The sequence below is a fragment of the Methanorbis furvi genome (assembly GCF_032714615.1).
Lineage (GTDB): Archaea > Halobacteriota > Methanomicrobia > Methanomicrobiales > Methanocorpusculaceae > Methanocorpusculum > Methanocorpusculum furvi.
Genome location: NZ_JAWDKA010000003.1, coordinates 89,077 through 108,253 on the forward strand (window position 1 = coordinate 89,077; position 19,177 = coordinate 108,253).

At 51.2% G+C, this 19,177-nt stretch carries 22 protein-coding genes and 1 tRNA gene; 15 read left to right on the forward strand and 8 right to left on the reverse strand.

Translation table 11 applies throughout. The features are described 5' to 3' along the window. The first annotated feature begins 1,081 nt into the window (after window positions 1-1,081). The 5 genes from McpAg1_RS03200 (at window position 1,082) to McpAg1_RS03220 (ending at window position 2,779) form a co-directional block, all read left to right on the forward strand. Window positions 1,082-1,618 carry a hypothetical protein gene (locus tag McpAg1_RS03200; RefSeq protein ID WP_338093853.1) on the forward strand — a complete coding sequence of 179 codons (537 nt, stop codon included), beginning with the start codon at window positions 1,082-1,084 and terminating at the stop codon, window positions 1,616-1,618. Next, on the forward strand, window positions 1,611-1,748 hold the full coding sequence (locus McpAg1_RS03205) for a hypothetical protein (protein WP_338093854.1): 138 nt from the start codon (window positions 1,611-1,613) through the stop codon (window positions 1,746-1,748). Before McpAg1_RS03200 ends, McpAg1_RS03205 begins: the two co-directional genes overlap by 8 nt. Next, the gene (locus tag McpAg1_RS03210; protein WP_338093855.1) at window positions 1,741-2,013 is read left to right on the forward strand and encodes a hypothetical protein; all 273 of its coding nucleotides are present in this window, start codon (window positions 1,741-1,743) and stop codon (window positions 2,011-2,013) included. Before McpAg1_RS03205 ends, McpAg1_RS03210 begins: the two co-directional genes overlap by 8 nt. 63 nt (window positions 2,014-2,076) lie before the next feature. Beyond that, window positions 2,077-2,595 (forward strand): hypothetical protein, encoded by a 519-nt coding sequence (locus tag McpAg1_RS03215; RefSeq protein ID WP_338093856.1) that lies wholly within the window; start codon window positions 2,077-2,079, stop codon window positions 2,593-2,595. A gap of 52 nt (window positions 2,596-2,647) precedes the next feature. Beyond that, on the forward strand, window positions 2,648-2,779 hold the full coding sequence (locus tag McpAg1_RS03220) for a hypothetical protein (protein WP_338093857.1): 132 nt from the start codon (window positions 2,648-2,650) through the stop codon (window positions 2,777-2,779). A 519-nt stretch (window positions 2,780-3,298) separates the two neighbouring features. On the opposite strand, the gene McpAg1_RS03225 is transcribed toward McpAg1_RS03220, so the two are convergent. The 3 genes from McpAg1_RS03225 to McpAg1_RS03235 form a co-directional block, all read right to left on the reverse strand. Next, complete coding sequence (locus tag McpAg1_RS03225) at window positions 3,299-3,730, reverse strand: GxxExxY protein (RefSeq protein WP_338093858.1); 432 nt, start codon at window positions 3,728-3,730, stop codon at window positions 3,299-3,301. Between the two features lie 87 nt (window positions 3,731-3,817). After that, complete coding sequence (locus McpAg1_RS03230) at window positions 3,818-4,294, reverse strand: 23S rRNA (pseudouridine(1915)-N(3))-methyltransferase RlmH (RefSeq protein WP_338093859.1); 477 nt, start codon at window positions 4,292-4,294, stop codon at window positions 3,818-3,820. 5 nt (window positions 4,295-4,299) lie between these two features. Further along, entirely contained in the window at window positions 4,300-7,530 is a 3,231-nt protein-coding gene (locus tag McpAg1_RS03235) for a tetratricopeptide repeat protein (RefSeq protein ID WP_338093860.1), read from the reverse strand. A 471-nt stretch (window positions 7,531-8,001) separates the two neighbouring features. Between McpAg1_RS03235 and nifB the strand changes: the two genes are divergently transcribed. Both nifB and McpAg1_RS03245 read left to right on the forward strand, forming a co-directional pair. Continuing rightward, complete coding sequence (nifB, locus tag McpAg1_RS03240) at window positions 8,002-8,916, forward strand: nitrogenase cofactor biosynthesis protein NifB (protein ID WP_338093861.1); 915 nt, start codon at window positions 8,002-8,004, stop codon at window positions 8,914-8,916. A 64-nt stretch (window positions 8,917-8,980) separates the two neighbouring features. Next, window positions 8,981-10,003 carry a pirin family protein gene (locus tag McpAg1_RS03245; RefSeq protein WP_338093862.1) on the forward strand — a complete coding sequence of 341 codons (1,023 nt, stop codon included), beginning with the start codon at window positions 8,981-8,983 and terminating at the stop codon, window positions 10,001-10,003. Between the two features lie 211 nt (window positions 10,004-10,214). Here the strand turns inward: McpAg1_RS03245 and McpAg1_RS03250 are convergent, their stop codons facing one another. The 3 genes from McpAg1_RS03250 to McpAg1_RS03260 form a co-directional block, all read right to left on the reverse strand. Continuing rightward, window positions 10,215-10,448, reverse strand: coding sequence for a hypothetical protein (locus tag McpAg1_RS03250; protein WP_338093863.1), 234 nt, complete (start codon window positions 10,446-10,448; stop codon window positions 10,215-10,217). Window positions 10,449-10,453: 5 nt separating this feature from the next. Then, the gene (locus McpAg1_RS03255) at window positions 10,454-11,944 is read right to left on the reverse strand and encodes a methanogenesis marker 14 protein (protein WP_338093864.1); all 1,491 of its coding nucleotides are present in this window, start codon (window positions 11,942-11,944) and stop codon (window positions 10,454-10,456) included. A gap of 220 nt (window positions 11,945-12,164) precedes the next feature. Further along, window positions 12,165-12,896, reverse strand: a complete 732-nt coding sequence (locus McpAg1_RS03260; RefSeq protein ID WP_338093865.1) for an acetyltransferase domain-containing protein — start codon at window positions 12,894-12,896, stop codon at window positions 12,165-12,167. A gap of 58 nt (window positions 12,897-12,954) precedes the next feature. Between McpAg1_RS03260 and McpAg1_RS03265 the strand changes: the two genes are divergently transcribed. Further along, a complete protein-coding gene (locus McpAg1_RS03265; RefSeq protein ID WP_338093866.1) occupies window positions 12,955-13,818 on the forward strand; it encodes a methanogenesis marker 8 protein in 864 nt (287 codons plus the stop codon). Window positions 13,819-13,840: 22 nt separating this feature from the next. On the opposite strand, the gene McpAg1_RS03270 is transcribed toward McpAg1_RS03265, so the two are convergent. Next, window positions 13,841-14,098, reverse strand: a complete 258-nt coding sequence (locus McpAg1_RS03270; RefSeq protein WP_338093867.1) for a hypothetical protein — start codon at window positions 14,096-14,098, stop codon at window positions 13,841-13,843. 91 nt (window positions 14,099-14,189) lie between these two features. Next, window positions 14,190-14,274, reverse strand: a tRNA-Leu gene (locus tag McpAg1_RS03275). A 181-nt stretch (window positions 14,275-14,455) separates the two neighbouring features. On the opposite strand from McpAg1_RS03275, the gene McpAg1_RS03280 reads away from it, so the two are divergent. The 7 genes from McpAg1_RS03280 (at window position 14,456) to McpAg1_RS03310 (ending at window position 19,162) form a co-directional block, all read left to right on the forward strand. After that, on the forward strand, window positions 14,456-14,956 hold the full coding sequence (locus McpAg1_RS03280) for a regulator of amino acid metabolism, contains ACT domain protein (RefSeq protein ID WP_338093868.1): 501 nt from the start codon (window positions 14,456-14,458) through the stop codon (window positions 14,954-14,956). 224 nt (window positions 14,957-15,180) lie between these two features. Next, a complete protein-coding gene (locus McpAg1_RS03285) occupies window positions 15,181-15,414 on the forward strand; it encodes an LSM domain-containing protein (protein WP_338093869.1) in 234 nt (77 codons plus the stop codon). A 5-nt stretch (window positions 15,415-15,419) separates the two neighbouring features. Next, a complete protein-coding gene (locus McpAg1_RS03290; RefSeq protein WP_338093870.1) occupies window positions 15,420-15,779 on the forward strand; it encodes a helix-turn-helix transcriptional regulator in 360 nt (119 codons plus the stop codon). Window positions 15,780-15,852: 73 nt separating this feature from the next. Next, complete coding sequence (locus tag McpAg1_RS03295) at window positions 15,853-16,032, forward strand: hypothetical protein (RefSeq protein WP_338093871.1); 180 nt, start codon at window positions 15,853-15,855, stop codon at window positions 16,030-16,032. After that, the gene (gene pscS, locus McpAg1_RS03300; protein WP_338093872.1) at window positions 16,029-17,207 is read left to right on the forward strand and encodes an O-phospho-L-seryl-tRNA:Cys-tRNA synthase; all 1,179 of its coding nucleotides are present in this window, start codon (window positions 16,029-16,031) and stop codon (window positions 17,205-17,207) included. Before McpAg1_RS03295 ends, pscS begins: the two co-directional genes overlap by 4 nt. Continuing rightward, window positions 17,152-18,315 carry a TIGR04084 family radical SAM/SPASM domain-containing protein gene (locus tag McpAg1_RS03305; protein WP_338093873.1) on the forward strand — a complete coding sequence of 388 codons (1,164 nt, stop codon included), beginning with the start codon at window positions 17,152-17,154 and terminating at the stop codon, window positions 18,313-18,315. Before pscS ends, McpAg1_RS03305 begins: the two co-directional genes overlap by 56 nt. A gap of 10 nt (window positions 18,316-18,325) precedes the next feature. Further along, window positions 18,326-19,162, forward strand: a complete 837-nt coding sequence (locus tag McpAg1_RS03310) for a sulfite exporter TauE/SafE family protein (RefSeq protein ID WP_338093874.1) — start codon at window positions 18,326-18,328, stop codon at window positions 19,160-19,162. Window positions 19,163-19,177: the final 15 nt, after the last annotated feature.

Sequence of the window (19,177 nt, forward strand, 5' to 3'; positions counted from 1 at the left end):
ACATATATTTGGTCGGACAAACAATCGCACAGACACTTTTATTCAATGAGTGGAGATTTTTTTATCCTATCAGGATAGTATTATGATCGATTCATCCTATTAAATCTACTCATTCTGTTTTTTAAATCGAAATACAAGTGAAATACTGGCTTAGTTTTGAAATTTGTGCGTGTCAGTATCCTACCAATTTTATTCAATTTTTGCAAGTTGCCCTCTGACATGCGCAAGGTTTTCGCCTCATAATTTTGATGTTTGTCGTGAAATTATGGTTAATATTTTTCGTGAGATTGCGTCCTCTCCTGAGAGGATTCAATACATCCAAAAACAGGTTTCAAAATAGTGTGCGCGTTCACACTAACCGGCATGACAATACAAACATACTCCCCACACCATTATACATATAATATTATATAAAAATTAACATACATCAACGAAATCCCCCATACATACCTTTCGAAGATCCGGGATTTTGCCAACACCGCTCACCGGACGCTGTTTTCCCCCATTTTTCGGATACCTATATATACTACAAAAGACCACGTTCGAACAGCCAATAAATACCAAAGGTATTTTGCGGCGAACACCACCGAAGGGAGGTGACAGAGCTGCGCCAAGCCTCGGGGCTTACAACGCGCATCAGGAACCCAGGAGAAAGATTACAAATACCCTCGGGCGAAACCGGAGATGTCTGAATCGTTTCAGCCGTCAAAACAGAAACCAATGCAGACATTAGTTATTTTCGCCGTCACAGATGATTAGCTTATCGGCGGTCATCCTTTCAGTATTGCCGTTGGTCATACATCTGAAGTATATCATATGTCAGATATCAACGACGGAGTTTCTCAGATACTGATGCACAAAAGTTCCGGCCACACTCATCCACCTGATGATGAATGAGTATTCCACTACTCTTGTGTACTATATTTGTTTTTCTTTGTATAAGAATATACTTCGATGGTTGTTATTGGACAGAGCGCAAAAAAGGCGTTTTCGAAAAAAATGTGGATATTTTTTCACGAGGGTGTCTAACCGCGCAGAAACAACTGACATATGATATATGATGTATATCTCCAGAGACATCATGACAGAACTAATTAATTACGTGAGAAAAACACTTTACGCAGTCCTTACCGACAAAGAGTACTGCACATTCGGCGAACTCATTCACCGAATGGGATTTGCCAACAAAACCGCTTATCTTACCTCGGTCATCCAGCACAGCCTTTACGGATACCATGCCAGGCTCTCCATACCCGCAGGAGAACTGGACCCTGATGCAGGGGCATGGATACAGTACCGGAAACGAATGATGCAGGATGAGGACAGACTTCGTCAGAACTATTTTGATGTGCTGACCGATCTTGCATTTCCAGTGATCGCAACACGCGGTGGTCAGCGTGCGTTTCATCTGCTGGAACAGGAGATAACAGACGCGATCGCTGACCGTGCCGGGATCGTTCCGACAGGAGATCAGATGCGGTACTGGATGCAGGTGTATGAGACGATCTTCGCCGAACAGCTGGCAGAGTACCGGACAAACCTCAACTATGAGGCGAGGATTGCAGAGGAGCGCGATCGGATGCAGGAGAGTATGAGTGCAGAGGTCGTCGATGAGTGACTTCCCGAAGGGAAGGAGCGGAGCATGGAACGAAGTGACATGCGACTGTGACTCCCCGAAGGGGAGGAACGACTCCTCGTTATCTCTTACTCTTCGCAAAACCGGTGAAGCGGAGGTAACTATTGACTGAAAGTTCAGGATACTTTGGCAGTACCTACTGTTGCCCTGCTTGCGGCTCCTCTTTTTCTTTAATTCTTCGTGAAATCACCGGCACCGGCATTGTCGACGGAGCGCCCGTTCTTCGCTGCCCGGCATGTCATGCTGATACCGCAATCCGTGTCAGCCAGTCGGAGATGCGAACGATTACGACGTATGTTTTAAGCAGAACAGAGGCAAAGAAGCTGATTCAGTCACGCATACAGGAGAAAAGAAATCCTGTTAAGGGAGGCATATGACAGAATCATGCAGAAGAAGTATCTTGAAAACAGACACAAATTTTCACAAAAACAGGACTCCCCATGACGTATACCCCTTTTAACACCGAACATTTTCTCACCGCAACCCTTCCGCGGATTCATCCGCGCCCCAAAGATGCGTTTGAGGCAGCACTGCACAGCCGCGACCTTGCGTACGCGTTTGAAGGTTTCCACTTCGGATTTCTTGAACAGTATCATACAGATATCGAGATGATTCGCGCAGAAAACTGCGAAAGCGTGGAGTACCGGATTTTCTGGCCGACGAAGACGGTCTACGAAGTAAACGTAGAGAAGCTGAGACTTGACCGGCCGGAGATTCATGAGAAGATTGTGCATCTGCGAAGCTCGGATGCGGAGAAGTTCCTCGGCCGCGGGTATTTGTACAGCTGTGCAAAGAGTGTCGCAGGCGACCGGGTGGTGCCGTACGAACGGGTGAATCTTCAGGATCTCAGGAAGCATCTTGCGCCTGAGGAGATGACAGCGTATGTTGTTGCAAAGGAACGCGTGGCAGGCCCTGAGATCATCACTGCGGCGGAGGCGGAAGTATATGGTCTGGCGTGATCATCCTGATCTTTGTGATCGAAAGGTTTTGAAAAGGCAGTTATTTTCTGGTATGACGGTAGAGGAGATTGCTCTCCGGAACGGTTGTACGCGCGGGACGGTGCGGGCGGCTATGCACCATCACCGGCTGCGAAGACCGTTAGTGCAGGTGTCGGAGAAAGAGCGGGAGATCCTCCGGCTCTAATTTTTTTTGGTGTGACGTAAGTGTACTGTTGGAGTGGCGAGTGGGCATGACGAGGAAAAACAGCCACAGATTCACACAGATTCCAAATTTGCCAATCGCTGTTATCTTGCGTTCGGTCGGGACTCCGGCTAATCGCCTCCGTCCGTTTCGACCTCACTGGATAACAGCTGGCAAATTTTTCGGTTTCCTGTTGAAGTGATCTGTGGTTTTGCTTGAAAAAACCAGTTACAGTATCACACAAATTATATTTTTTAGATTTTTTTAAATGTATTGCAGGAGAGAGTGGAGACATAATGGGAAAAAAACCACACACACCACTCCAACAAAAAACCGAAAAATTTGCCAGTCATTATCCAGTGAGGTCGAAAAGGACGCAGGCGATTAGCCGGAGTCCCGACCGAACGCAAGATAATGACGATTGGCAAATTTGGAATCTGTGTGAATCTGTGGCGGTTTTTTCCTCGTAATTCCCACTAACCACTTCAACAGTACACATTTAACAGAAAAGAGAAGAAAGAATCAGCACATACCAGAGTATCGTTTATCCGTATAGATCAAACGTCGCCACTCAAGGCGTCGTGGATTTCCAAAATTGAACAGCAGACCAACAGGAATCCCCGTTGCCTTCAGATAATTCACCAGTTGTGCCTCATCCTCTTTCGTGAGCTCTTTCTTTGCTTTCAGTTCCAGAATGATATTCCCAAAACACATAAGGTCCGCCTTATAGTAACTTGGCAGCTTAACCTCTTTGTAAAAAATATTCACCAGTTTTTCCTGCTCATACGAAAAATCCCGTGCGGCAAATTCAACCCCCAGCGCATCGCGATACACATTCTCCAAAAAACCAGACCCCAGAATATTATACACCTCCATTGCAGCACCAATTATTTTATGTGTATCATCAGCAAGCAGCCCGCAATAACAGTCATCATCACGCATAATTGATGACATTGATCCCAATCATCATAAATACATCACCACATCAAAATTTGCATAAATATCTGCGAGGCAGAGCACGGGCTGCGCCCATGCAAAGCCTTACTTATGATACGGCTCGTTTCTGAGAATACGAAAACCCCGGTAAACCTGTTCAAAAAGAATCAGCCGGATCATCGTGTGCGTAAACGTGAGCCGGGAAAACGACACTTTCCGCTCAGCCGCCGCAAGCACCGCAGGCGACAGGCCCAGGGGACCGCCGATGATAAAACAGATATTTCTGCCGCCGAGCTCCGCAGTGCCAAACAGCGACGACAACTCCTCGCTTGAGATCAGCGGCGCGTACGGATCAAGCACAACAGTCATGAAACCGTCCCGCACACTCTCCAGAATCTTTTCCCCCTCCCGCTCCTTGACAAGCATCTCAGAAGATTTTGACGCACCGTCAGGAACTTTTACCTCGGAAAGCTCGGTCACAAAAACAGATGCATAGGGTTTCAGCCGTTTGGAAAACTCGGCGATTCCCTCATTCAGATACGCATCCTTAATCCTGCCGACACACAGGATCTGAATCTGCATAAATTTCAGCTCTCTTCGGTGTCAGAGAGTTCCGAGAGCTCCACAACTTTGGACAGACAGTCCACTGCCTCACGCAGATGACCGGACTGTTCAAGCGCTCGTCCCTTCAGATGCCAGGCAGGAACATGATCAGGATGATCAGCAAGAATCTTTTCAGCTGCCGTCACCGCAAGATCAAATCTGCTCTGCTGCAGACAGATGAGACCGCGGCAGTAGTAGATATCAGGATCAACAGCGCCGGAACGTTCCGCCTTCTCCAGCTGTGCAAGAGCTTCGGCAGGTCTGCCGCAGAGCATCTGCATGAACGCAAGGCCGGAAAGGATGAACGGATTTTTCGGCTCAACCTGCAGTGCAGCCTCAAACGCCTCAATCGACATCGGAAGGTTGCCGAGCTTGACCAGCATCATCGCTTTTTGCAGATGAGCGAAGCTGTTTTTCGGATAAAGACTGATCAGCTTGTCATAGCATTTTGCAGACTCAAGATACTTGCCTGATCTCCCCAGCACATCGGCAAGCGCAAACAGCGCCGTCGTGTTGTCCGCATTTTTGGAAACCAGATCAGAAAACTCGCGAACCGCATCAGCGGTTTTTCCGGCATTTGCAAGAGCGGACGCATATGCGTAGCGTGCCGCATCATCGGCCGGGCGTTCGGCAAGCATTTGTGCATATGCATCAGCAGACTCCTCATACCGTCCCAGCTGAAGCAGGCACTCAGCGCGCAGACGAAGCGTCACCGGATCTTTCGGGTTTGCTTCAAGCAGCATATCGTAGCCGGCAAGAGCCTCTTCATAGTTGCCCTGAACCAGATAGATGGAGGATAGTCTGCGAATAACATCCAGACTTGTTGCACCGCTGCCGAGATACTGTGCATAGATCTCAAGAGCCTCATCGTACTTCTGCATCTGTTCAAGGACCGACGCCAGATCAAGCATGGCCTTGGTATCATGCTCATCTGCATCGATCAGTCTGTGCAGAACCTCAGCCGCCTCCGGGAACTTGCCAAGAGCGGTCAGAGCAGCGGCCTTGTCGCGAAGTGCGGCGGTGTTGCCAGGTTCAATCTCCAGAACTTTGTCCATACCAATCGAGGTTTCGCGGAAATCGCCGCTGATAAAGTGCAGATGACCAAGACCGAACCACACATGGGCATTGTCCGGAGCAACTGCAGCAACTCTGGAGTAGTAGTCTGCTGCTTCATCATATCTGCCGAGGGCTGTACAGAGATCGCCGCCGAGGACCAGAAGGTCTGTACTCTCCTCACCATTTTTGAGTGCAAGAACAACAGCGTCTGCCGCCTCCTCGTTTCTGCCAAGACCGGCACAGAGTTTTGCGACCTGCACCGCAACTCCGGGTATCTCAGGATAGTCACGCAGAACACCTGCGTAGGTGTCAACTGCCGCAGCTGCATTGCCGCCTTCGGCCTGCACACGGGCAAGTGCGATCAGCACGCCCGGATGACCGGGGAGAAGCTGTTCGGCAGCTGCGAGAGCTTCGCCAGCCTCTGCATATCTGCCGAGCATCTCGCGGCATGCGGCAGCACCGATGTATGCCGCGGGCGTCTGCGGCGACAGACCGATCACCTGTTCATAGTAGGGCAGAGCCTCTGCATACTTTCCGCTGCGGAAAAGCACGTCTCCTGATCCGAACAGGAGTGAAACATCCTGCGGCATGCTCTCCAGAAGATGGGAGTAGGCGGTTGCGGCCTCAGTGTATTTTCCGATGCCTGCCCATGACTCCGCAACACCGAAGAATGCCGGATTGTTGTCAGGCGCCATGCGGATGATGTTCTCCCAGGACGCTGCGGCCTCTTTGTATCTGCCGATGCGCATCATGGAGGAGGCGTAGAGTTCGTGAGCTGCAAGGGAGTCTGGATCTTTGGCAATGACGCGGGACGCGACATCGGCCGCAGACTGGTAGTGGGAAAGTGCTGCAAGGCATTTTCCATGCAGAAGCTGCAGGTCAAGCCGGTCGGGAGCCGCGTCAAGTACGCGGACTGCGGTCTTGTCAGCCTCCGCATACCTACCGAGCGCCGAAAGTGCAAAGCTCTGCATGGTCGCAAGTCCCACGTTGACTGCGCCGATCTCAGGTTTTGCCATGGCGGCGGCACCGGTGGGTGCGGAGTTGTTGAACAGCTGCATGTCGTTGTCCTCGTCCTGGAACCATTTCATTCTGGACTGTGACCGTGAGCCGTCGCCGCCGAGTTTGTCCATGCGGGCAAAGCTCTCAACAGCCTCTTTGTATCTGCCGGAAAGGTACTCGGCGCATCCTTTCATGTACCAGACCGATGCATTGCCCTGATTGAGATGAACCATCTCAAGGAATGCCTCAGACGCACGTTTCATGTTTCCTGAAAGGAAGGAGACGATACCAAGCAGATACCAGAGTTCAGCGTTCGCATATCCGCGTGCGAGAACTTTTTCCAGCTGCACCGAGGACTCACGGCTGTTGCCGTCCCAGAAGAGACAGAGGGCACGCCGGACGGTGACGGTGATGTCGGTGTCTGAGGAGTACTGCTGGACCATGCCGTAGGATGCGGCAGCATCCTTGTATTTGCCCATGCTCTCTTCAAGCCGTGCGCGGCGGTACCAGCCGGACGGTTCACTCTCCGGCAGGGCTGCATAGCGCTGCAGGGCACCGTCACGGTCGCCGAGCATCTCGCAGCAGAACGCGGCAGACGAGGTGAACATGCCGTGGTTGTCCGCAGGAACAGATCCCAGCTGGTCAAAAAGGGTCTTTGCTTCGGCAAAGTTTCCGGCACGCATGATCAGCTCCACAAGACGGATTCTGAGTCTGCGGTCTTCGGGCCGGAGGGAGGAGAGATGACCGCAGACAGCTGCTGCATCGGCATATCTGCCGATACGTTCCAGCCATTCGCATTTGAGTTCCTGTAAGTACGGCTCGCTGTCGCCAAGTGTTACATGGCTGATGGCAGAGACCGCTTCATCAAATCTGCCGGCATCGGCGAGAAGTGTGGAGAGCGTAATCCATGCATCCGTATTTTTCGGGTCAAGGTCGGTTGCTTTCTGCAGAGATTTGGCAGCATTTTCATGCTGGCCGGACCGGTTCTGTGAAACGCCGAGACGATACCAGAGGGAACTGTTCTGAGGTTCGTGCTCGACTGCTCTGGCGAAACTCTTCGCCGCATCTTCATAGAGTCCTTTCTCAAACGACAGCTCTCCACGGGGGGTCCACGGGTTCTGCCGATCATTTTTGCCAAACAGGCCTCCAATATCAACCATATGCGTATTCCTCAGATTAAGAGTATAGTATGTTTGGTCTTGCATACTATACCATGTTTCTGCCGGGCATTACATTTTCAATCCTGAGTCGCCCACGGAACACACTGACCACACGGAAATTTCACAGAAAAAGATCACGGGGCAGACGTGAACAGCACGGAAATAAATTATTTTCAATAATAGTTACTTGGTGCGATTTTTGAAACACGAAACAATACAAAACACACGAATGATTTAGCTCACAAAACTTCTATTTCAAATTCCGTGATGTTCACGTCTGCTCCGTGATCTTTTTCTGTGATATTCAGCGTGTTCCCGCGAAGCGGTAAGCAGGCCGCAGGCATGCGTTCCGCTTTTCCGTGGGCGACTCATCGATGAAAATACAAAGTCGCCCAAAAAACAGACACCCCCTGCATCATCGGGTGCCTTTTCACTTGGAATTATATAGGACCGTCTCCCATAGGATAAGTTATGGTACATAGTGGCGAGACGCCGGCGCAGGAGCTGCCCTACGATCCGGAAACGCTCAGGCGCATCAATGAACATCCCTGCTACAGCCCCGAGGCACGGCACTCGTTCGGCCGCTGCCACGTAGCGGTCGCGCCAAAATGCAATATTCAGTGCAACTACTGTGTCCGTGACTTCGACTGTGTCAATGAGTCGCGGCCGGGCGTAACAAGTATGGTCTTAAAACCAGGCGACGCACTTGAGCGCATCGATGAAGTTGTTTCCAAGATGAAGCACATCAAGGTGGTCGGCATTGCAGGCCCGGGCGATCCGCTGGCAAACCCTGAGACCTTTGAGACCCTGCGGCTGGTTCACGATAAATATCCTGACACGATTCTCTGCATCAGCACCAACGGTCTTCTGCTCCCCGACAAAATCGATGAGCTGGAAAAGTACGGTGTTCGAAACATCACGGTCACACTGAACGCGATTGATCCTGCGATCGGCGAAAAGATCTACTCCTTTGTTGAGTACGAGGGCAAAAAATATCACGGACGCGAGGGTGCTGAGCTGCTGCTCAAGCATCAGATGGCAGGCATTGAAGAGGCGGTCAGACGAAAAATGCTGGTTAAGATCAACACCGTCTACGTCCCGGGAGTAAACGACACCCATATTCCTGAGATTGCCAAGAAAGTTGGCGCAATGGGCGTGTTCAACTTCAACATTATCCCGCTCATCCCCCAGTACAAGTTCAAGGATATTGTTCCTCCGACACCTGCGGAAAAAGCACACATGCATGAGCTGTGCGCACCCTATGTCCGCCAGATGCGGCACTGTCAGCGCTGTCGTGCAGACGCTGTTGGTCTGCTCGGCAAAGATGTTCAGAACGAGTTCGGCTGCTGCGGCAAGGGCGACGGCTCCGGCGGCGGTTGCAACTGATTTTATCTTTTTTTTTAGTACATCCCGCGCGTATTTATAACAGTCCGGGAAATTTATCTCTATCATGACTCTGATACGCACGATCGAAAAACTTGGTTTTCCGTTCGCTACCGAGAATCCTTTTCTCTTTTGTGCCCATCACAAAGATGCCTATCCGAAAGGAAACAAAAATCTCGGACCAGCCGTCTCCCTCGCCGGCCGCAATCTGGGAAATGACTTCACCCTTCGCGACGGGTTTCGGATGTATCACGGCCGCTCGGTTCCGGGATTTCCCGAACATCCGCATCGCGGATTTGAAACCGTCACCGTGACTATCAAAGGATATGTGGATCACTCAGACTCCATGGGGGCCGCCGGACGATATGGTGACGGCGATGTCCAGTGGATGACGGCCGGAGGAGGATGCCAGCATGCCGAGATGTTTCCCCTGATTCATCAGGATAAGGAAAACCCGCTCGAACTTTTTCAGATATGGCTGAACCTCCCAAAGAAGGACAAGTTCACCGAGCCGAACTACAAAATGCTCTGGTCTGAAGATATCCCCGAGGCAACGGTCACCGACTCGAAAGGCAGAGCCTCTCACGTCCGAATCATCGCCGGAACTTTTCAGGGTGTGAGGTCGCTCGATCCAGCGCCCGCATCATGGGCGGCGGATCCGAAAAATCAGGTACGAATTCTCCTCATCCGCATGGATCCTGAAGCAGAGCTCACACTGCCCGGAGTGTCTGAGTCGCTCTCCCGCAATCTCTACTTCTACTCTGGCGACACCATCACCATCGATGAAGAGCAGATTGCGCCGTATCACCGCATCAGGCTCGCAGGCGATGCTGACGCAACAATTACTGCAGGATCCGATACCTGCCTCCTGCTGCTGTTGGAGGGCGAGCCGATTCACGAACCAGTCGTTCAGTACGGGCCCTTTGTGATGAACTCAAGCCAGGAAATTCATCAGGCATATCAGGATTATCAGAAAACCGGTTTTGGCGGATGGCCGTGGCCGGTATCTGACCCGGTGCATGACACAGGAAAAAATCGGTTCGCGCAGTATGCGGACGGCAGGGTGGACAGGCGAGGCCCGGTTCACTGATTCATATTTTTTTCAAACGCGAAGAGCGCAAATAGCGCGAATGAAAAAATCGCCAATGGCGATTTTTCAAAGAAAATTGGGAGCATCTGGGTTTCATGGATCAAATAATCATCCAAAAATAAAATAATATCATCAATCCCTCATAAATCGCCATTGGCAATTTTTTATTCGCGCTCTTCGCGTTTGAAAAAAAATATGAATCAAAAAAAATTCAGTTGTCGATGAACTCTCTGATCTTTGTAATCAGATACTCTTCCGCCTTTGCGGCCTCTTCGGGGCTGCCGCGGAATGCGATCAGTTCGCGTTCATCATTGACCATGTTCGCATAGCTCAGCGACCGCGTCACGCTCACCATCTCAAGATCAAACATCGCTGCAATATCGCGGATGATACTCCGCGGAGTTCCCGGAGGGATAACCAGATCTACTTCCTCAATTTCCGTCATCAGCATTACCTCCCAATTTTCTGACGTTTTGCCATAATACATTTTCCGCCGCGGACTCCCCCGATCGGGCATTTCGGGTGGCCGAGGCTGTTCATACATCTGCCCATGAGTGCTGCCCCGCGGGCGAGACCATCGTCAACAAACACGAGATGCGACACCGGATCATCATAGAGATTGCGCTCGGTCACACCGTCCAGAATGTACTGCGGTTTGTTGCCAGAGATGATCGCACGGCCGGTAAAACCGATGGAACTGTTTGGCGGCAGAAGATTTCTCTCCCTGCACAGATCGATGATTTTGAGCGCAACTGCTGCACACAGCCGGTCGATAACCTCGCGGATAACATCCTTGCTCTCATTCTTCGCAAGCTCTGCACCAATTGCTTCCAGTTCAGGAATTTTGTCGCCGTCGTGTCCCACATCGACACCGAGCAGATAAATTCCCGAAGCCTTCGCAACATCTGCGCAGACCGGCACTTTTCCAAAATGCTTGCGGTCGGCCGGAACCTCGGTGATGTCAAGAACGGCCATGCACCGCTCCACATACGGCATCGCCTTCTTTGTGGCACGGCTCGCCGCAGGCTTACAGGTCTCGCCGAACAGATCCAGTGCGGTTCCTTTCTTTTTGTCCACAAGACCGGTTCCCCGGATGATCGCATCAGGAATTGCTCCCGCAAGACCGCAGAAGTTGCCGATCGTCTTTGCGAACGGACTTGCTGCATCAGGATCAACGTCACTCGTGATACGGCCGTCCAGTGTTGTGCCGAAGTCCATGGAGATGCAGGGATTGCGGAAATCGACCGGTGTCCACTTTGCTCCCTCTTTGATTCCTGCCATGGCAAGCTCGCCCTCCATCTCGTTTGCAACCATCTCAACACCGGACGCTCCGGCAGGAGGAGTCACGCCAGCAACCGCACCGGTGAAGACTAATCTGTCAGCGAAGCTGAACTCACGAAGCTTTGGCGGCAGGTTGTCTTTGCCCATCGGCGGCGTCATCTTTTTTGGAGGAACGCCTGCTTCAAGACAGCCGTTCGCAAGAGCCACAATAAAATCTCCCACCTGATCAGGCGAGTCCATTGCGGCGACAACACCTGTACTGCGCACCACGAAGTCGAGATCACCTTTGATGGTCAGATCAGCATCGCGGTGACACTGTATAAGAGTGTTTTTCACGAGTTCAGTGACCGACTCGCGGGTAAGCTCGGTTCCGTCCAGTGTTGTGCCGAACACCTGCTCTCCCGGCTTTGGCGCCCGAACGTCACGGCTCATCGAGACGGTTTTGTTGATAACATAGGACCTCCCCTCTTCAAGATCGGTTCCGGTAAGAATGCATTTGGTCGTCGTATTTCCCATCTCAACGGATGCAACGATGAAATACGGCTTTGATTTGTATTCAGGAATGCTCATTCCCGCTCCGTGTCCGGTAACCGGTGGCGGAATGCTCTCCACAATCCACGGTTTCTTCGCGGTAAATCGGTCAAAAAAACCTGCCGTCATATTACAGAGAGTACTATTTCTGATTGATAAATAGGTTTGCATCATTGATCACGAGCCGCCCACGCCACCCACGGAAAAGCGGAGCACACGGAAAAACATCACGGAGCAGACGAGAACATCACAGAAGTGAATTGTTTTTGGATTCCGTGAAGTTCCGTGTGTTCAGTGTTTATCGTGGGCTACGTGTGAATGAATACATCTGCGAGGATCATCCCAAACATCAGAGCGGCGCAATACCCGCAAGCACAAGCACGCCGAAGATGATCGGATTATGAATCAGATAAATGATGAGCGAATGTCTGCCGAGAAATGCCAGAGGGGACGCCGCACGCGGCATCTCGCCAAGCTTTTGCAAAAAGTACTGCCGCACACCACCTTTATAGAAGACCATCCCAAGCGCAACACCAACAAGCATCACGCCAAACCAGGGGATGAGCGGTTCGTAGTCCAGCGATGCAAACCCGACCGGAGTTATGCCGAACGGAATCAAAATCGCAGGACCTCTCACGAGTGAGAGAAGCGGCGAGATTGCAATGATCACAATCCCGAACGCTGCCGTGATCACTGGAGAAATCTTGAGAACCACAAACGGAATCGCAAGAATGGTTGCACAGCCGATTAAGTGGAGGATGCCAAACACCACCGGCTCAGCAGGAAAAAGAATCCATGACGCAATCGTGATGACAACAGCAAAGCAGAGAATGTAGAGACCGCGGACAAACATTTTTTTTGCGGCTTTTGGAATGTTCGTCTCTTTTGCGGTGAAGAGAATAAGTGAAGCGCCGGCAATCGTCACAAACAAAAATGCAATTGGGGCCCCTGTCATCACATACGGATTAAACCAGGGAAGTATTTTCGGCGCAAAAAAACTCAGCTGGAATAAAACATGATATGCGATCATCAGAAGAATTGCAATTCCGCGTGCCGCATCAAGTTCCCAGTACCGCGCCATGGCTAACTGCTTTTATGTTTCTCGGGAGTCCATATCTATTCACCGAAAGTGAGTTTTGATGACTGACGAGCATATTATCGAAGCAATCGGCATGACCCGCGTGGTAATCCGTGATGGTGTTGTCGTGGAGACCGGCGAGCCGAAGATTCATTCATGCCCTCTTGCAAAACGGTTTGCAAAACCGGTGGACCCGATCACTTCCGCAGCGGTCGCGGACAACATCACTGCCCGCATCGACAGGTTTGGCATGTGCACGAAAAACCGTGAGGTCCTTGACAAGGAGACCTTTGTTCTGTTCGGTGCATCCGAACTGATGACCACCGGTCTTCGGACCGGCAGAATTGATGCGGCAGTCATTGCCTGTGATGGCGCCGGAACCGTCATCGTCAGATCTCCCGAGCTTGTGCAGGGCATCGGCGGACGAATGTCAGGACTTGTTTCGACCACACCGTATCCGGAGGTAATCGCACGAATTGAGGAGGCCGGAGGATTTGTCGTCAACAAAAAAACCGGTGCAATGGATGCACACGCAGGACTTGCCAAGGCAAAAGAGATGGGCTGGACAAAGGTGGCGGTGACCATTGCCGGTTTTCAGCATGAACTTGCCGAAGAGATTCGTGCAACATACCCGAATGCTCTGATCATCGCAGTCCACACCTCGTCGGTCGCCTCTCTTGAGGACGCTCTTCGTCTTGCGAAGGCTTCGGATCTGGTGTTCTCCTGTGCTTCAAAGTATGTCCGGGAAGCTGCAGCCTCCTGTGCCCTCGTGCAGGGCGGCGTCGGTGTTCCGGTGTTTGCCACATCAAAGCCCGGGAAAATGATCATCATGGACAGGCTTATTGAAACGGATCAGCCGATCCTCGTGAAAAATACCAGACTTCCGGTAAGCGACATGGGAAGCATCCCGGATCCGCTTATCTAAAAAAAATTATTTTTTTTATATTTTATTGATCTTCACACTTCGGCTCTTTTCGTGCCTTTATTGCATAGTATATGCCGGAGATGAGCATTGCAAGACCCAGCAGTCCGACCGCAATGCCGATGATGTCTCCTGCGATGGTGATGTACATCTCATTCATAATCACTTCTGATGTCGTGAGAAGATAGTTATTGAATGCCTGCAGTCCGAAGATTGAGAGGATGAGCGCGAACACTCCCCCAAAGATCAGTCCGCTGGGCTTTGTCTCGTACTTCTGAAACATGATAATTGATACTCCTCGTTGAGGATATTTATAAATGTCGATGAAGACGAAAACATCTGAGACTGATGATAAAGAATATTTTGAAAAACAGTGCGAGGGATGGGATTCGAACCCAAGAACTACTACTAGACTAGCCCCTCAAGCTAGCGCCGTTGACCTGGCTTGGCTACCCTCGCATTCTGGCTGAAAACTCATTCCGAGTCTGTCAGTGCGACCTATACATGTGGGTCATACTGGTTAATAAACCTACTGATGTTCAGGGATTTTGGTTTTTTCTGTATCCCTGCTGCCGCAAATCAGTACAAGGGTACTCGCAGAGGATAGTATAAATACATTCGTCGATACACAACTTTGTACATGTGGCGTACCATTCTCGAACCATTTTCTGACTCTCCATCGCAGCAGCGGGTTGTCAAGTTTCTTCTGGAGAGCGGCTTTGGTGTCAGCAAAACCGGAAAAGTTGCCGTCAACGGCATTGAGGTCTCAGCAACCGCAGTCGCCCGCGTTGTTGGTGTTGACCGGCGCGTTGTTGACACGACCGTCAAGAGAATTCTTGAGATGGATGATATCCGCGAGACCTTCTTCCACCTCCGCGTAACTCCTGACATTACGGATGTTGCAAAAAATCTCGGGCTCTCGGTTGTAACCATTCTGCCGAAAAATGCCGGCGACAAAAATATTGTTGCATCAGCAGTCGCCGTGCTCGCTTCACACGATCTCCCGCTCCGCCAGATTTTTGTGACTGACCCCTACATCGCCGAGTCACCGCGGCTGGTGGTAATCATCGACGGAACCCTTCCGGCTGCTGCTATAGAAGATCTTCGTGCACTGCCTGCGGTTGCTTCGATTATATTGTAGGCAGGGACATTGCAGCACCGTCCACTGATGCTAATAAACGCTATTCGCGTTTCAAAATATTCGCCAACACGTAAAGTCCTATTCTGTGAAATTTCGTGTGTTCCTGCGAAGCGGTAAGCAGGTCGCAGGCATGCGTTTCGATTTTCCGTGGGCTGCTCAGACATAAAGACACACCACGCGATAAACAATCAGATTAATTAGTTTCAGTGACGAACGATAAGGATATGGTATCCAGTATTGTCCTTCCAATAAAAAAGGTCAACTCTCTTGTAGACTCCAAGATCTCTGTTGAGATCAAGGACGAAGGCCGCAGGTTTGAGGGACGCCTTGTTGCAGTGGATGAGTACCTCAATCTTCACCTTGAAGAAGCAATCGAGGTCAGCGAGACCGCCCGCAGAAATCTCGGCACGGTCGTCATCCGCGGAAACAACATCCTGAGCATCTCCCCAATCAACTAAATCCCATGACAGCATCCCAGATGAGTGACCATGAAATTGCTGCACTTGCGCACATCCGGGCAAATCCCGAGGGTGTTCTGCAGAGCGAACTCTGGAAAGATCTTGGCCTTGACAGCAGAGCATGTTCGCGCGTCCTCAAAAAACTTGAGACCGGCGGACACATCGAACGTGTAGAGTGCCGTAGAGACGGCACCCGCACCTATCTCGTCAAAATAGCCAAAAAAGATGAAACAATTGACCCGATGCTTCTGATGGCAGGCGAGACAATTGTTCCGTGCGTTGCATGCGAGGAAGAGTGTAACGTCGAGCACTGTAAAATGCTTGAAGACTGGGTCTACGAACTCGTCTTTTCGGAAATGGAATAAGATTTTCCTTACTCGAAACTTTCTTTTTTTCTAATCGATATGTTATTTTATGCCGGCGTTGATGTAGTACATCATGTCACAGCGAGCCGCGGAAGCTCTTTTTACTGCTTTGTTTTCCTTAACAGATATACGCGCACTCCTTCGCGAGACCGCGCCCTCCCACGAGTTTGATGATGCACAAAAAGCCGACGCACAAAAATATCTGACAGCGGTCAAAAAACAGATCGCTATTCTTGAGGAGGAACTCCTATGAAGTGTGCGGCAAACATCGACGCCCGTATGGTGGAAGAAACCGCTATCAATCTTGACCCGATTCAGGTTGCCGGCCGTCTGACGCCGGAGGCAATGAAGGCGGTAATTGCCTGGGGCGACGGCTACTCAGTCTGTGACAACTGCCGAAAACCGTTCCGTCTTGATTATATCCAAAACCCTCCCCTCAAAGAGTTCCATGTGGAGCTTGCCGAATGGCTCGGTATGGCACAGGCGAGAACAGTCCCCGGAGCCCGCCGTGCATTTCAGCAGGTTGCGGGAACCTATGTCGAAAAAGGCGATCCGGTCTTGATCGGTGCTCTGGCACACTACACCTCCTACCTCTCGGTTGAGATCTGCCGCGGCATTGTTCGCGAGATCCCCAAAACCGCTGACAATCATATCACTCCGGATGACGCGGCAAACCGTATCGAGGATGTCATTCGCGAGTTCGGCACCGCACCGAAACTGCTCTATATTGATCATGTTGACTACCAGTTCGGCAACATGCATGACGTGCGCGGAGTGGCAAAAGTCGCTCATCAGTATGATGTGCCGGTCCTCTACAACGGTGTCTACACGGTTGGTGTGATGCCGGTAAATGGAAAAGATCTCGGCGTTGACTTTGTGGTCGGTTCCGGCCACAAAAGTATGGCGGCTCCCGCACCTTCAGGAGTTCTCGCGGCAACCGAAGAGCGTGCCGAAGAGGTTTTCAGAACAACACAGATGACGGGAGATCTCACCGGCAGAAAATTCGGCATCAAAGAGGTCGGCATCATCGGCTGCTCGCTGATGGGCGCACCGATTGTCGGCATGCTTGCATCGTTCCCGAAGGTGAAGGCGCGGGTCGAACAGTTTGATTCTGAGATGGCGAACAGTAAGATCATCGTTGATGCGCTGAAGTCAATCGAAGGAACCAAAATTCTCTCCGAGTATCCGAGAAAACACACGCTCACCCGCGTTGATACGAGCGGGTCGTTTGATGTGGTTGCTCAGACGCACAAGAAACGCGGCTTTTTCCTCTCCAGCGCTCTTGGAAAGAAGGGCATCACCGGCATTATTCCGGGCGCCACCAAGGTCTGGAAATTCAACACCTATGGCATGACGAAAAAGCAGGCCGAGTATGTTGCAGAAACCTATCTCGGCATCGCCGAGGAAAACGGTCTCAGGGTCGCATAAGATTATGTTCTTTCATCTGATCGTAACCGATGACTGCAATCTCTGCTGCTCCTACTGTCGGGCAAAGATGTTTGAAGAGGAGGATCCGGCAGGAGGCTCTGCCGGTACGATCGATGAGACCATTGCTGAAACCCTTGACTATCCACTTGAAGAGCTGTACCGTTTTCTTGCAAAAGATCCTGATTGCGTGCTGACCTTCATTGGTGGTGAACCGCTCTTACGAGCCGACATCGTCACCGAGATCATGGACCATGCGCCGATCAGTCGCTTCATGCTTCAGACGAACGGTACCAAACTTGGCGAGCTGCCGCCTGCGTACACGAATAAATTTGAGACGATTCTCATCTCGATCGACGGCTGCCGCGAACTGACCGACGGCCACCGCGGCTGCGGCATCTATGATCGCGTTATTGGTGTCACGGATCGTATCCGTGGCCGCGGATATACGGGCGAACTGATCGCACGTATGACGGTTGCCGAGGACACAGATATTTTTGCAAGCGTAACGCATCTCGCAGATCACTTCTCCTCGATTCACTGGCAGATGGACGCGGACTTTACCGGCGACTACTCACACCGGAGATTTTCCGAGTGGAAGGACTCCTACAATGCTGGCATCGTAAAACTCGTGGACGAGTGGGTCTCGCGAATTGAGGAGACCGGCACGGTTCCAAAATGGTATCCGTTTCTCTCGACAACCGAGGACATGCTGTTTGGACAGCAGAGCAGACTCCGGTGCGGGTCAGGCTACTCCAACTACAGCATCATGACCAACGGCTGGATTGCGCCGTGCCCGATTATGGTCGGCATGGCAGATTATTATGCAGGCCACATCAGCTCGGCTGATCCTCTGAACCTGCCGCAGATTCATATTCAGGAGCCGTGTCCGTCCTGTGACATCTACGGATTCTGCGGAGGGCGGTGTCTTTACTCAAACATTGTCCGGCCCTGGCGCGAACACTACACGCTTGTCTGCGACACGGTCCATGCCCTGCACGACGCGCTTGCGACCCAGATTCCACGCCTGCAAACCATGATCGATGAAGGAAAACTTACGCGGGCATCGTTTGAACACACCCGCTACAATGGATGTGAGATCATTCCGTGAGGAGAGTTGTATGGAACCGTTTCTCCTCTGTCTCTTAATTGCCACCGGTCTGTTTGCCGGATTTATGTCAGGCCTCCTCGGGGTCGGCGGCGGATTTATTTTTGCGCCGGTGATGTATTTTGTGATGAAGGCATCAGGCGTTGATCCTGAGACAGCAATTCTTGTTGCGTTTGGTACAAGCCTTGCGGTGGCACTGCCAACCGTTCTTTCCAGCGCACTCGGCCACTCAAGAAAAGGAAATGTTGTCTGGCGCGACGCAGTGATAATCGGTGTTGCAGGAATTGTGACCGGCTACATCGGGGGCACTGTTGCAACCTACCTCCCTGTTCAGGTGCTGACATTTTTGTTTGGCGTGATGCTTGTAATCGGTGCTGTCCGCATGATAACCGCTCTTCCGTCCGGTGATGCGCGGTCGCTGTCCACTCCTGCGGGAGTTGGTATCGGCGGTTTCGCCGGATTTATGTCAGGTCTCCTTGGAGTCGGCGGCGGAACAATTGTTGTGCCGCTGCTGACCATAATTGGAAAATATCAGATGCGGTATGCGGTTGCGACCTCAGCTGCGGCAATTGTTTTCATCACGCTTGGCGGCATTGCATCCTATGTGGTGAACGGTCTGTCTGCCCACGTGAACCTCTCGTCGTACGGATTTTACTTAATCGGGTACGTGGATCTCGTGATGTGGGCGATCCTTGCGGTGACGGCTGTTCCCATGGCACTCATCGGTGTCACGTATGCGAACCAGTTTCCTGACAAACTTCTGAAAAAGATCTTTGTTGTGCTGATGATCGTGATTGCGCTTGACATGCTTGGCGTCTTTTCTTTTATCGGTGAACTGATCGGCCTGTAACGGACGAATTGTCCT